11 protein-coding genes are annotated in these 13517 nt (G+C 72.7%); 4 read left to right on the forward strand and 7 right to left on the reverse strand.

Annotation, left to right across the window (positions count from 1 at the left end; all coding sequences use genetic code 11):
* Window positions 1-40: 40 nt before the first annotated feature.
* Window positions 41-1057 (forward strand): PLL family lectin, encoded by a 1017-nt coding sequence (locus IE251_RS28540; protein WP_189755868.1) that lies wholly within the window; start codon window positions 41-43, stop codon window positions 1055-1057.
* Window positions 1058-1128: 71 nt separating this feature from the next.
* Here the strand turns inward: IE251_RS28540 and IE251_RS28545 are convergent, their stop codons facing one another.
* The 5 genes from IE251_RS28545 to IE251_RS28565 all read right to left on the reverse strand — a co-directional run bounded on the left by IE251_RS28545 (window position 1129) and on the right by IE251_RS28565 (window position 7805).
* Window positions 1129-3258, reverse strand: a complete 2130-nt coding sequence (locus IE251_RS28545) for a 3-hydroxyacyl-CoA dehydrogenase NAD-binding domain-containing protein (protein WP_189755869.1) — start codon at window positions 3256-3258, stop codon at window positions 1129-1131.
* The gene (locus tag IE251_RS28550) at window positions 3255-4472 is read right to left on the reverse strand and encodes a thiolase family protein (RefSeq protein WP_189755870.1); all 1218 of its coding nucleotides are present in this window, start codon (window positions 4470-4472) and stop codon (window positions 3255-3257) included. Before IE251_RS28550 ends, IE251_RS28545 begins: the two co-directional genes overlap by 4 nt.
* A gap of 281 nt (window positions 4473-4753) precedes the next feature.
* Window positions 4754-6043 carry a ribonuclease D gene (locus IE251_RS28555; RefSeq protein ID WP_189755871.1) on the reverse strand — a complete coding sequence of 430 codons (1290 nt, stop codon included), beginning with the start codon at window positions 6041-6043 and terminating at the stop codon, window positions 4754-4756.
* Window positions 6044-6189: 146 nt separating this feature from the next.
* Window positions 6190-6849: a response regulator transcription factor gene (locus IE251_RS28560; protein ID WP_030777669.1), complete on the reverse strand. Its 660-nt coding sequence runs from the start codon at window positions 6847-6849 to the stop codon at window positions 6190-6192.
* 284 nt (window positions 6850-7133) lie between these two features.
* On the reverse strand, window positions 7134-7805 hold the full coding sequence (locus IE251_RS28565; protein WP_189755872.1) for a DUF3000 domain-containing protein: 672 nt from the start codon (window positions 7803-7805) through the stop codon (window positions 7134-7136).
* 86 nt (window positions 7806-7891) lie between these two features.
* On the opposite strand from IE251_RS28565, the gene hemE reads away from it, so the two are divergent.
* Window positions 7892-8959: a uroporphyrinogen decarboxylase gene (gene hemE, locus IE251_RS28570; protein ID WP_189755873.1), complete on the forward strand. Its 1068-nt coding sequence runs from the start codon at window positions 7892-7894 to the stop codon at window positions 8957-8959.
* A 1-nt stretch (window position 8960) separates the two neighbouring features.
* Here the strand turns inward: hemE and IE251_RS28575 are convergent, their stop codons facing one another.
* Together IE251_RS28575 and IE251_RS28580 are read right to left on the reverse strand one after the other, a co-directional pair.
* Window positions 8961-9785, reverse strand: a complete 825-nt coding sequence (locus tag IE251_RS28575; protein ID WP_189755874.1) for a rhomboid family intramembrane serine protease — start codon at window positions 9783-9785, stop codon at window positions 8961-8963.
* Between the two features lie 51 nt (window positions 9786-9836).
* Window positions 9837-11222: an FAD-dependent oxidoreductase gene (locus tag IE251_RS28580; RefSeq protein ID WP_189755875.1), complete on the reverse strand. Its 1386-nt coding sequence runs from the start codon at window positions 11220-11222 to the stop codon at window positions 9837-9839.
* A 104-nt stretch (window positions 11223-11326) separates the two neighbouring features.
* On the opposite strand from IE251_RS28580, the gene hemG reads away from it, so the two are divergent.
* Window positions 11327-12778 carry a protoporphyrinogen oxidase gene (gene hemG / locus IE251_RS28585; protein WP_189755876.1) on the forward strand — a complete coding sequence of 484 codons (1452 nt, stop codon included), beginning with the start codon at window positions 11327-11329 and terminating at the stop codon, window positions 12776-12778.
* Window positions 12779-12783: 5 nt separating this feature from the next.
* Window positions 12784-13515, forward strand: coding sequence for a hydrogen peroxide-dependent heme synthase (gene hemQ, locus IE251_RS28590; RefSeq protein ID WP_189755877.1), 732 nt, complete (start codon window positions 12784-12786; stop codon window positions 13513-13515).
* Window positions 13516-13517: the final 2 nt, after the last annotated feature.

The raw sequence follows: 13517 nt of genomic DNA on the forward strand, positions 1-13517 counted from the left end.
CGTGCCCCGTGGCCGGTGCGGGGCGGCTTAAAGTGAACCGGTGAACGGCGACTGGCTCCTTCGCGGCCGAGACGGCCGGCTCAGTGTGTACCAGCTGTCGGGCGACGCCGTCCTGTGCCGGGCGGAGCGCGGCCCCGGCGGCCCCTGGTCCGCCCCCCGCAGGATGGGCGGCGACCAGAAACTGCACCCCGTCCTGGCGATCGGCCAGGGCGCCGACCGCTATGCCCATCTGGTGTCCTGGCGGCCCACCGTCAAGGGCGAAGCCGGACTCGTGCACTCCACGCACTTCCGCCCGCACCTGGCCGCCCTGGACTGGCAGCCGATCGGCCACCCGGACAAGACCGGCGAGCGCACCGGCACCCCCGCGGTCACGGTCGACGCGCAGGGCCGCGCCCATGTGTTCGTCCGGAACAAGGGCGGCGGCGTGAGCATGCTCGGGCAGAAGGAGAAGGGCGGCTGGGGCCCCTGGCGAGACCTGGGGGGCAGCGAGGCGCACGACCGACTGGCCGCGGTCACCACGGGGTCCGGCACGGTGGAGCTGTACGCGGCCGACCCGAAGGGCCTGCTGTACTGGCGTCAGGAGTCGCCGGGCGCCGTGCCCGTGCTCCAGGAGTCCCTGCCCGCCCCGGTCCGTCCGGGCACCCTGCGCGCCCTGGCCACCTCCCCGGAGAGCACGACGCTCTTCTACACCGACACCGACGACACCCTGTGCGCCTGGCGGCCCGGCGGCAAGCCGGCCACGCTGCTGCCCGCGGCGGGCCCCGGCCCGGTCTCGGCGGTCCGCTGCGACCTGGACGGGTACGACTGCACGCTGCTGGCCCAGCGGACGGCGAGCCGCCGGGTCGCCTTCGCCGCCTATCCGACCGAGCAGGAGTCGGCGGGGGCCTGGTGGACCGAGTCGGGCCCCGAACTGCCCCTGGACGCTCTGGTGTCCCTCGCGACGGACGAGACCGGCCGGGTGGTGGCGGCCACGCTGTCCCCCTCGACGGGACAGCTTCTGCTGACCCGGCGCAAGGACGAGCCGGGCCTGGCCCTGGAGGCGTGGCGGCAGTCCTGAGCACGCGGAAGGGCCCCCGCCTCGTTTCGGCGGGGGCCCTTCACACGTCGTGCTTCACACGTCGTACCGGGTTACGCCGGGACGCTCGCCACGCCCGGGGCCAGGAACTTCTTGCCGTTCACGCGCTCGGAGACGCCCTCGCGGTCCAGGTACGGCGTGATGCCGCCCAGGTGGAAGGGCCAGCCGGCGCCCGTGATCAGGCACAGGTCGATGTCCTGGGCCTCGGCGACGACGCCCTCGTCGAGCATGAGCCCGATCTCCTGCGCCACCGCGTCCAGCACCCGCGCCCGCACCTGCTCCTCGGTCAGGACCACGTCGCCCTGCTTGAGCAGCGCGGCGACCTCCGGGTCCAGCTCCGGCTTGCCGCTGTCGTAGACGTAGAAGCCGCGCTTGCCCGCCTCCACGACCGCCTTGAGGTTCGGGGAGACCTTGAAGCGGTCCGGGAACGCGCCGTGCAGCGTCTCGGAGACGTGCAGGCCGATCGCGGGGCCGACCAGCTCCAGCAGCACCAGCGGGGACATCGGCAGACCGAGCGGCTCGACGGCCTTCTCGGCGACCTCGACCGGGGTGCCCTCGTCGATGACGTTCTGGATCTCGCCCATGAAGCGGGTCAGGATCCGGTTCACGACGAACGCCGGGGCGTCCTTGACCAGCACCGCGGTCTTCTTCAGCTTCTTGGCGACGGCGAACGCGGTCGCCAGGGAGGCGTCGTCGGTCTGCTCGCCGCGGACGATCTCCAGCAGCGGCAGGACGGCCACCGGGTTGAAGAAGTGGAAGCCGACGACCCGCTCGGGGTGCTTCAGCTTCGACGCCATCTCCGTCACGGACAGCGAGGAGGTGTTGGTGGCGAGGATCGCGTGCGCCGGGGCGACCGCCTCGACCTCCGCGAACACCTGCTGCTTGACGCCGATCTCCTCGAACACGGCCTCGATGACGAAGTCCGCGTCCGCGAAGCCCTCGGCCTTGTCCAGGACACCGGTGACCAGCGCCTTGAGACGGTTGGCCTTGTCCTGGTTGACGCGGCCCTTGCCGAGCAGCTTGTCGATCTCGGCGTGGACGTAGGCAACACCCTTGTCGACGCGCTCCTGGTCGATGTCGGTCAGCACGACCGGCACCTCCAGGCGGCGCAGGAACAGCAGGGCGAGCTGGGAGGCCATCAGACCGGCGCCGACGACACCGACCTTGGTGACCGGGCGGGCCAGGTTCTTGTCCGGGGCGCCGGCGGGACGCTTGCCGCGCTTCTGGACGAGGTTGAACGCGTAGATGCCGGCGCGCAGTTCGCCGCCCATGATCAGGTCGGCGAGGGCCTGGTCCTCGGCGTCGAAGCCCTGCTGGAGGTCGCCGTTCTTGGCGGCGGCGATGATGTCCAGGGCGCGGTAGGCGGCCGGGGCCGCGCCGTGCACCTTGCCGTCGGCGATGAACCGGCCCTTGGCGACGGCCTGGTCCCAGGCCTCGCCGCGGTCGATGGCCGGGCGCTCCACGGTGATGTCGCCCTTGAGGACCTGAGCCGTCCAGATCAGGGACTGCTCCAGGAAGTCGGCGCCCTCGAAGATCGCGTCGGCGATCCCGAGGTCGAAGACCTGCTGGCCCTTGAGCTGCCTGTTCTGGTTCAGGGAGTTCTCGATGATGACCGAGACGGCCTTGTCGGCGCCGATCAGGTTCGGCAGCAGGGTGCAGCCGCCCCAGCCGGGGACCAGGCCGAGGAAGACCTCGGGCAGCGAGAACGCCGGGATCGCCTTGGAGACGGTCCGGTAGGAGCAGTGCAGACCGACCTCGACGCCGCCGCCCATGGCCGCGCCGTTGTAGTACGCGAAGGTCGGCACGGCCAGCTTCGACAGCCGCTTGAAGACCTCGTGGCCGCCCTTGCCGATGGCGAGGGCGTGCTCGTGCTCCTTCAGCAGCTCGACGCCCTTGAGGTCGGCGCCGACGGCGAAGATGAACGGCTTGCCGGTGATGCCCACACCGACGATCGCGCCCTCGGCCGCCTCCTTCTCGACCTGGTCGACGGCGGTGTTCAGGTTCGCCAGCGAGGCCGGGCCGAAGGTGGTCGGCTTGGTGTGGTCCAGGCCGTTGTCCAGCGTGATCAGAGCGAACCGGCCCGCGCCGAAGGGCAGGTCGAAGTGGCGTACGTGCGCGCTGGTGACGACCTCGTCGGGGAACAGGTCCGAGGCCTGCTTCAGAAGCTCGGCGGTGGTGCTCACTTGTCCCCCTCGAAGTGCGGGTTCTCCCAGATGACCGTCGCGCCCATGCCGAAGCCGACGCACATGGTGGTCAGGCCGTAGCGGACGTGCGGCTGCTCCTCGAACTGGCGGGCCAGCTGCGTCATCAGCCGGACGCCGGAGGAGGCCAGCGGGTGGCCGAAGGCGATGGCGCCGCCGTACTGGTTGACGCGCGCGTCGTCGTCGGCGATGCCGTAGTGCTCCAGGAAGGCCAGGACCTGGACGGCGAAGGCCTCGTTGATCTCGAACAGGCCGATGTCGGAGATGGAAAGGCCCGCCTTGGCGAGGGCCTTCTCCGTGGCCGGGATCGGGCCGTAGCCCATGACCTCCGGCTCGACGCCCGCGAAGGCGTACGACACCAGGCGCATCTTGACCGGCAGGCCGTTCTCGCGGGCGAAGTCCTCGCTCGCGATGATCGACGCGGTGGCGCCGTCGTTCAGACCGGCCGCGTTGCCCGCGGTGACCCGGCCGTGCACACGGAACGGCGTCTTGAGGTTCGCCAGGTTCTCCAGCGTGGTGCCCGGGCGCATCGGCTCGTCGGCGGTGACCAGGCCCCAGCCGGTCTCGCCGCCCTCCGGGTTGGTGCGGCGCACCGAGATCGGCACCAGGTCGGCCTGGATCTTGCCGTTGGCGTACGCCTTGGCGGCCTTCTCCTGCGAGCGCACCGCGTACTCGTCGGCGCGCAGCTTGGTGATCGACGGGTACCGGTCGTGCAGGTTCTCCGCGGTCATGCCCATGAACAGGGCGGACTCGTCGACCAGCTTCTCGGAGACGAAGCGCGGGTTGGGGTCCACGCCCTCGCCCATCGGGTGCCGGCCCATGTGCTCGACACCGCCGGCGATGACGGCGTCGTAGGCACCGAAGGCGATCGAACCGGCGGTGGTGGTCACGGCGGTCAGCGCGCCGGCGCACATGCGGTCGATCGAGTAGCCGGGCACGGACTGCGGCAGGCCCGCGAGGATGCCGGCCGTGCGGCCGAGGGTGAGGCCCTGGTCGCCGATCTGCGTGGTCGCCGCGATGGCGACCTCGTCGATCTTCTTCGGGTCCAGGCCGGGGTTGCGGCGCAGCAGCTCCCGGATCGCCTTCACGACGAGGTCGTCGGCGCGGGTCTCGTGGTAGATGCCCTTCGGGCCCGCCTTGCCGAACGGGGTGCGGACGCCGTCGACGAAGACGACGTCCCTGACGGTACGAGGCACGATGGCTCTCCTCCAGATGCGGGATGGCACTGCTGCGTTGCGCTGAGCGCGCGCTCAGCCCCATGCTACTTATGGGTAACGTAGCTGCACAGCCCTGTACGGGGGAGCGGTGAACGTCACACCTTCGGGGGAGCCGTCGAACCCCTCGGCGTCAGCACCGGACGCGAGACGGGAGATCTTGGCGTGATTTAGACGTCCCTGTTCGCCCAGAGGGCGCGGGAAACCGCGCGAGCGGCCACGGCGAACCCGCGGCCGCCGTGATCGCTCGACGCGCCCGGTGTCTAGGCGCCCTTTGTCACCAGCGCGTCCACCAGCACCGGCGTGACCAGCTCCACCTGCCACGCGCGCGCCCCGTATCCCGTGAGCGCGAGCTCCACGGAAGCGGCGTCCACCACCTTCGGCGGTTCCCAGCAGATCCGGCGCACCGTGTCCGGGGAGATCACGTTCTCCTGAGGCATGTTGAGCCGCTCGGCAAGGGACGACACCCCCGCCCGCGCGGCGGACAGCCGGGCCGCGGCGGCGGGGTCCTTGTCGGCCCACGCCCGGGGCGGCGGCGGCCCCGCCACCGGCTGCCCGGGCTGCGGCAGCGCGGCCTCCGGCAGCGCCTTGGCGCTGTCCACCGCGGCCTGCCACTGCTCCAGCTGCCGCCGTCCCATCCGGTGCCCGAAGCCGTTCAGCGCGGCGAGGGCGTGCACATTGCCCGGCAGGGCCAGCGCGGCCTCCACGATGGCCGCGTCGCTCAGCACCTTGCCCGGCGAGACGTCCCGGCGCTGGGCGATCCGGTCCCGGGTCTGCCACAGCTCCCGGACCACGGCGAGCTGCCGGCGGCGGCGCACCTTGTGCATCCCGGACGTACGGCGCCAGGGGTCCTTGCGGGGCTCGGGCGGCGGCGCCGTCGCGATCGCGTCGAACTCCTGCAGGGCCCACTCCAGCTTGCCCTGCCTCTCCAGCTCCTTCTCCAGGGCGTCCCGCAGGTCGACGAGCAGCTCGACGTCGAGCGCGGCGTAGCGCAGCCACGGCTCGGGCAGCGGGCGGGTCGACCAGTCGACGGCGGAGTGGCCCTTCTCCAGGACGTAGCCGAGGACGCCCTCGACCATGGCGCCGAGGCCGACCCGGGGGAAACCGGCCAGCCGCCCGGCCAGCTCGGTGTCGAACAGGCGGGCCGGGACCATGCCTATCTCGCGCAGGCAGGGCAGGTCCTGGGTGGCGGCGTGCAGCACCCACTCGGCGTCGGCCAGGGCCGCGCCGAGTCCGGACAGGTCGGGGCAGGCGACGGGGTCGATGAGCGCGGTCCCGGCGCCCTCGCGGCGCAGCTGCACCAGGTAGGCGCGCTGGCCGTAGCGGTAGCCGGAGGCGCGCTCGGCGTCCACGGCGACCGGGCCGGTGCCGGCGGCGAAGGCGGCCGTCACCCGGGCCAGGCCCGCCTCGTCGGCGATCACGGGCGGAATGCCCTCGCGCGGCTCGAGCAACGGAGTCGGCGCCCCCGTCACAGAAGATCCGGCGTCGTCCGGAGGAGTGCCTCCGGTGGTGCGCAGGGAGCTGTCTGCTGCGGTGTCTTGGGCGTCGGTCACCTGTCAAGGGTATCCGTGCGCGCACCGCGCCCGTCGACGGAACGTTCCGTCGACGGGCGCGGCAGGGGCGTAAACCGGTCAGCGGCGGGCCGTGTCCGCTGCGCCGGAGTGAACGGGGCTTGCGCCGAAGGGAGCATCCGGTGGGCTCAGTGGATGATCCCGGTGCGCAGGGCGACGGCCACCATGCCGGCCCGGTCGCCGGTGCCCAGCTTGCGGGCGATGCGGGCCAGGTGGCTCTTGACGGTGAGGGCGGACAGGCCCATGGACACGCCGATCGCCTTGTTCGACTGGCCCTCCGCGACCAGTCGCAGCACCTCGACCTCGCGTCCGGACAGCTCCCGGTAGCCGCCCGGGTGGCTCGGGGCACCCGGGGGGCGGCGGTGCATACGGGCGGCGGCGCCGAGGGGAGCGGCGCCGGGGCGGGTGGGGAGCCCGATGTTGGTGCGGGTGCCGGTGACGACGTAGCCCTTGACGCCGCCGGCCAGCGCGTTGCGGACCGCGCCGATGTCGTCGGCGGCGGAGAGTGCCAGTCCGTTGGGCCAGCCCGCGGCCCGGGTCTCGGACAGCAGGGTGAGGCCGGAGCCGTCGGGGAGGTGGACGTCGGCGACGCAGATGTCGCGCGGGTTGCCGATGCGGGGACGAGCCTCCGCGATGGACGAGGCTTCGATGACATCGCGCACGCCGAGCGCCCACAGATGGCGGGTGACGGTGGAGCGGACGCGCGGGTCGGCCACGACCACCATGGCGGTCGGCTTGTTCGGGCGGTAGGCGACCAGGCTTGCGGGTTGCTCAAGGAGAACGGACACCAGGCCTCCTGGGTGGGGGACGGGGCCGGCTTGTGGGGATGAAGCCGGGACGAACCGTGCTTTCAAGGTCACAGTCGTCTTCGGCAGCAAACTCGTCCGCCTTTAGGGAGTGATCACGATCTAGTGAGTAACAATCCGTACGCTTCGGACACACGATCGATCAACCGAAGATCGAGTCGGTTCGAGCGAGTGCGATTCGAGTACGGAAAGTGGCCGTATCGACAAAGAGATGGTCAATACGGCGTTTCGTACCGACCCCTCGGTAGGACAATGCGCGCCGCGCCTCAGCGGGACTGCGGGCCCCGGCGCTGCGGCAGGGTCACCACCGACGCGTCCCCGGGACCGGCCGGCGGCAGGCCCGCGACCTGCGCCAGCAGATCGCACCAGGAGCTCAGGTGCGCGGCGGTGTCCGGCACCCCGCCCAGGCCCTCACGGGGCGTCCACGAGGCACGGATCTCGATCTGCGAGGCGGCGGGCCGCTCCGCCAGTCCGCCGAAGTAGTGCGAGCCCGCCCGCGTGATCGTGCCGCTCGGCTCCCCGTAGGCCAGCCCGCGGGCCTGGAGCGCCCCGGTCAGCCACGACCAGCACACCTCCGGCAGCAGCGGATCGGCCGCCATCTCCGGCTCCAGCTCCGCCCGCACCAGCGTCACCAGCCGGAACGTGCCCTGCCACGCGTCGTGCCCGGCCGGGTCGTGCAGCAGCACCAGACGCCCGTCGGCCAGCTCCTGCTCGCCGTCGACCACCACCGCCTCCAGCGCGTACGCGTACGGGGCGAGCCGTTGCGGGGCGGGCGTCGGCTCCACCTCGACCTGCGGCCGCGGCCGCGCCGCGCGCAGCGCGTCGACCGCGGCCCGGAACGCCGGCGGCAGCCCGCCGCCCCCCCGCCCCTGAGCGGTGTCCTCCGCGTCGTCCATTCCGTCAGCGCCGTCCGACAGTCGTCCCTGAGCCGCAGCCATGCGGGGAAGAGTAAGGGGAAGCGGGCCTTCGCGCAGGGCAAGACACCCCGCGCCACCCCTCCCCGGTGTCATGCGAGACTTGCCCCGTGACCGCGAACGACACCTTCACGGGCCAGGGGCCCGCAGCGACGTACGACAGCGCGTTCCTCAAGGCGTGCCGGCGCGAACCCGTGCCGCACACCCCCGTGTGGTTCATGCGCCAGGCCGGCCGCTCCCTGCCCGAGTACCGCAAGGTCCGCGAAGGCGTCCCCATGCTGGAGTCCTGCATGCGGCCCGAGCTGGTCACCGAGATCACCCTCCAGCCGGTGCGCCGGCACGGCGTGGACGCGGCGATCTACTTCAGCGACATCGTCGTCCCGCTCAAGGCCATCGGTATCGACCTCGACATCAAGCCCGGCGTCGGCCCGGTCGTCGAGCAGCCCATCCGCACCCGCGCCGACCTGGCCCGGCTGCGCGACCTCTCCCCCGAGGACGTGCCGTACGTCACCGAGGCCATCGGCATGCTCACCCGCGAGCTGGGCGCCACCCCGCTGATCGGCTTCGCGGGCGCGCCCTTCACCCTCGCGAGCTACCTGGTCGAGGGCGGCCCCTCGCGCACGTACGAGAACGCCAAGGCGATGATGTACGGCGACCCCGGGCTGTGGGCCGACCTGCTGGACCGGCTCGCCGACATCACGGCCGCCTTCCTGAAGGTGCAGATCGAGGCCGGCGCCGGCGCCGTCCAGCTCTTCGACTCCTGGGCCGGCGCGCTGGCCCCGGCGGACTACCGGCGCTCGGTCATGCCGGCCTCCGCGAAGGTCTTCGACGCGGTCGCCGGGTACGGCGTCCCGCGTATCCACTTCGGCGTCGGCACCGGCGAGCTGCTGAAGCTCCTGGGCGAGGCCGGCGCGGACGTCGTCGGCGTCGACTGGCGCGTCCCGCTGGACGAGGCCGCCCGCCGCGTCGGCCCCGGCAAGGCCCTCCAGGGCAACCTGGACCCGACCGTGCTGTTCACCGACAAGGACACCGTCGAGGCCAAGGCCCAGGAGGTGCTCGACGCCGCCGCCGGGCTGGAGGGGCACGTCTTCAACCTCGGCCACGGCGTCATGCCGAACACCGACCCGGACGCGCTGACCCGGCTCACGGAGTACGTCCACACCGCGACCGCGCGCTGACTCACCAGGCGGAACGGGGCCGTGCGCGCCTGCCGAACAGCAGGCCGGGCGGCTCCGGCGGCGGTGGTGTGCCGGGCTTGAGCGGCCAGGCGAGCAGCATGCCCGCCACGAAGCCGACCACATGCGCCGCGTACGCCACCGTGCCCGCGCCGGACACCCCGTGTCCGGAGGAGTACACCGCCTGGAGCCCGAACCAGAACCCGAGCACCAGCCAGGCGGGCAGCCTGAGCGGCAGGAAGACCAGGAACGGCACCAGCACCCACACCCTGGCCCGCGGATACAGCACCAGATAGGCGCCGAGCACCCCGGCGATCGCCCCGGACGCGCCGATCAGCGGGTCCGCGGAAGTGTCGTTGAGCAGCGCGAAGCCGTATCCGGCCGCGTAGCCGCACACCACGTAGAAGAGGAAGAACCGGATGTGGCCCATCCGGTCCTCGACGTTGTTGCCGAAGATCAGCAGGAACAGCATGTTCCCCAGCAGGTGCGGCCAGCCGCCGTGCAGGAACATCGCCGTGAACACCGACAGCGGCGGCGACTTGTCGTAACCGGGCGGCGCCACCACGCAGCCCGGCCCCTGCGGGCCCACACCGACCTCCCCGGTCGGCACCAGCCGGGGCATCCGGTCGTGGATCAGCTCCCGGGGGACCGCCGCGTAATGGTCCAGGAACGCCTGCAGATCGCACAGCTGGGCCAGCTTGGAGCCGCCGGTCACGGAACCGGCCATGCCGGGCATGGTGACGAACACCAGCACATTGGCGGCGATGAGCGCGTACGTCACCCAGGGGGTGCGGCGCACCGGGTTCAGATCATGGACGGGGATGACCACACACAAGTAGTGCCCGCGATCCGGCCCCGCTATCAGCGCGTCCGCCGCCGGTCAGCCCGACCGCACCTTCGAGGCGGCCTTCCGCGCGGCCACCAGCACCGGGTCCCACACCGGTGAGAACGGCGGGGCGTACCCCAGGTCCAGGGCCGTCATCTCCTCCACCGTCATCCGCGCGGTCAGCGCCACCGCCGCGATGTCCACCCGCTTCCCCGCCCCCTCCCGGCCGACGATCTGCACGCCCAGCAGCCGTCCCGTACGGGCCTCGGCGAGCATCTTCACCGTCATGGGGGCGGCCCCCGGGTAGTACCCGGCGCGGCTGGTCGACTCGATGGTGACCGTCTCGAACCGCAGGCCCACCCGGCGGGCGTCCTTCTCCCGCAGGCCGGTGCGGGCGATCTCCAGGTCGCACACCTTGCTCACGGCCGTGCCGACGACACCGGGGAAGGTGGCGTAGCCGCCGCCCGCGTTGGTGCCGATGACCTGGCCGTGCTTGTTGGCGTGGGTGCCGAGCGGAACGTACTGCTGCTGTCCGGAGACCAGGTTCAGCACCTCCACGCAGTCGCCGCCCGCCCAGACGTCCTCCTGCCCGCGCACCCGCATCGCCAGATCGGTGAGCAGCCCGCCGTGGGCGCCGAGCGGCAGCCCGGCCGCCCGGGCGAGGGCGGTCTCCGGACGGACGCCGATGCCGAGGATCACCACGTCCGCCGGGAACTCGGCGTCCCGCGTGGCCACCGCCCGTACCCGGCCGTCCCGCCCGGTGAGCACCTCGGTCACCTCGGCGTCGCCGACCATGGTGATGCCGAGGCCCTCCATGGCCCGGTGCACCAGTCGGCCCATGTCCGGATCCAGCGTCGACATCGGCTCCCGGCCCCGGTTGACGACCGTCACCTCGAAACCCCGGCGGATCAGCGCCTCGGCCATCTCGACGCCGATGTAGCCGGCGCCCACGACCACGGCCCTGCGGCCCCGCGTGCCGGCCAGGGTGTCCAGCAGCGCCTGGCCGTCGTCGAGGGTCTGCACCCCGTGCACCCCGGGGGCGTCCACGCCGGGCAGATCCGGGCGGACCGGCCGGGCACCGGTGGCGATGACCAGCTTGTCGTAGGGCGTCCAGTACTCGGCGCCGGAATCGACGTCACGCGCGTGTACCCGCTGCCCGGCCACGTCGATCTCCGTGACCTCCGTGCGCATCCGCAGATCGATGTCCCGCGCGCGGTGCTCCTTCGCCGTCCGCGCGATCAGCCGGTCCCGCTCCGGAACCTGACCGCCCACCCAGTACGGGATGCCGCACGCCGAGAAGGAGGTGAAGTGGCCGCGTTCGAACGCCACGATCTCCAGCTCCCCGGGCCCCCGCAGCCGCCGCGCCTGCGACGCCGCGGACATGCCCGCGGCGTCACCCCCGATCACGACCAGCCGTTCCCTGCCGCCAGCGATGCTCATGGGAACACGCTACGGGGCGCGGCCGGTTCGGCCCCCGTCGGCCCCCGCGGGCCGGACGCCGGGTCCCGGCCGGAGTGTCAGTGGGGTCTGAGAGAGTGGGGGACATGAGCACAACGGGTAGGGGCCTGGGGCACGTCGTCGTCATCGGGGCCGGTATCGCCGGGCTGGCCGCCGCGCACCGGCTGCTGGGGCGCGGCGCGCGCGTGACGGTGCTGGAGGCCGGCGACCGGGTCGGCGGCAAGCTGCTGCCCGGGGAGATCGCCGGCGTCCGCGTCGACCTCGGCGCCGAGTCCATGCTGGCCCGCCGTCCGGAGGCGGTGACCCTCGCGCGCGAGGCGGGCCTCGGCGAGTCGCTCCAGCCGCCGGCCACCGCCACCGCCTCGATCTGGACCCGGGGCGCCCTGCGGCCCATGCCCAAGGGCCATGTGATGGGCGTGCCCGGCACCGCCGCCGCGCTCTCCGGCGTCCTGTCCGCCGAGGGCCTGGCCCGCATCGAGCGCGACGCCGACCTGCCCCGCACCGAGATTGGCGACGACGTGGCCGTCGGCGAGTACGTGGCGGCCCGGCTCGGCCGCGAGGTCGTCGACCGTCTCGTGGAGCCGCTGCTGGGCGGGGTGTACGCGGGCGACGCCTACCGCATCTCGATGCGCTCGGCCGTCCCCCAGCTCTTCGAGGCCGCCCGCGCCCACACCTCCCTCACCGAGGGCGTCCGCGAGATCCAGGCGAAGGCCGCCGCGCACCAGCAGGCCGGGCCGGTCTTCATGGGCATCGCCGGCGGCATCGGACGGCTGCCGCTCGCGGTCGCCGACTCGGTGCGCGCCCGCGGCGGCGAGATCCTCACCAACACCCCCGCCCGCGCACTGCGCCGGGAGCCGGACGGCTGGCGGATCACCGCGGGCGAGCGCGAGCTGCGCGCCGACGCGGTCGTGGTCGCCGTACCCGCCCCGGCCGCCGCCCGGCTGCTGCGCGCCGAGGTCCCGGGGGCCGCCGCCGAGCTGGCCGCCGTCGAGTACGCCTCCATGGCCCTGGTCACCCTCGCCTACCGGCGCGCCGACGCCCGCCTGCCCGAGGGCAGCGGCTTCCTCGTGCCGCCCGTCGACGGCCGCACCATCAAGGCGTCCACCTTCGCCTCCCACAAGTGGGGCTGGATCGCCGAGGAGGACCCGGACGTGGTGGTCCTGCGCACCTCCGTGGGCCGCTACGGCGAGACGGAGATCCTCGACCGGGACGACGCCGGCCTGGTGGAGGTCTCCCGGCACGACCTGCGGGAGGCCACCGGCCTGGACGCCGTCCCGCTGGAGACCAGGGTCACCCGCTGGACCGACGGCCTGCCCCAGTACCCCGTCGGGCACCACGCGCGCGTGGCCCGCGTCCGCGAGCACATCGCCAGGCTCCCGGGGCTCGCGGTGTGCGGCGCCCAGTACGACGGCGTCGGCATCCCGGCGTGCGTCGCGAGCGCCTGCGCCGCGGTGGACCGGCTGGCGGGCGACGACCGGGGCGTCCGGGAGCTGACGGCCCACCCGGTGCAGAGCCTGCACGGCGGAGCGGGAGAATAGGGACCATGAGTGACGACGCCCCCATCACCGAGTCCGGCAGGATCCCGAACAAGGGCAAGCTGGCCAAGGACCTCAACGAGGTCATCCGCTACACCCTGTGGTCGGTCTTCAAGCTGAAGGACGCCCTGCCGGAGGACCGCGCGGGATACGCCGACGAGGTCCAGGAGCTGTTCGACCAGCTCGCCGCCAAGGACGTCACGGTCCGCGGCACCTACGACGTCTCCGGTCTGCGCGCCGACGCCGATCTCATGATCTGGTGGCACGCCGAGACCAGCGACCAGCTCCAGGAGGCGTACAACCTCTTCCGCCGCACCAGGCTGGGCCGCGCGCTGGAGCCGGTCTGGTCGAACATGGCGCTGCACCGCCCGGCGGAGTTCAACCGCTCGCACATCCCGGCGTTCCTCGCCGACGAGACGCCCCGGAACTACGTCAGCGTCTACCCGTTCGTGCGCTCCTACGACTGGTACCTGCTGCCCGACGAGGACCGCCGCCGGATGCTCGCCGACCACGGCAAGATGGCCCGCGGCTACCCGGACGTGCGCGCCAACACGGTCGCCTCGTTCTCCCTCGGCGACTACGAGTGGATCCTCGCCTTCGAGGCCGACGAGCTGTACCGCATCGTCGACCTCATGCGCCACCTGCGCGGCTCCGAGGCCCGCATGCACGTCCGCGAGGAAGTCCCCTTCTTCACGGGCCGCCGCAAGAACATCGGCGACCTGGTGGCGGGGCTCGCCTGAGG

Origin of the sequence: Streptomyces eurythermus, from assembly GCF_014649115.1 — a bacterium.
Taxonomy (GTDB): Bacteria; Actinomycetota; Actinomycetes; order Streptomycetales; family Streptomycetaceae; genus Streptomyces; species Streptomyces eurythermus.

Bases quoted from the DNA above. Each gene is read 5' to 3' on its own strand.
- IE251_RS28565 (WP_189755872.1), bottom strand. From the start codon at position 7,805: ATGGCTGCGGCTCAGGGACGACTGTCGGACGGCGCTGACGGAATGGAC.
- IE251_RS28580 (WP_189755875.1), bottom strand. From the start codon at position 11,222: ATGAGCATCGCTGGCGGCAGGGAACGGCTGGTCGTGATCGGGGGTGAC.
- hemG (WP_189755876.1), top strand. From the start codon at position 11,327: ATGAGCACAACGGGTAGGGGCCTGGGGCACGTCGTCGTCATCGGGGCC.
- hemQ (WP_189755877.1), top strand. From the start codon at position 12,784: ATGAGTGACGACGCCCCCATCACCGAGTCCGGCAGGATCCCGAACAAG.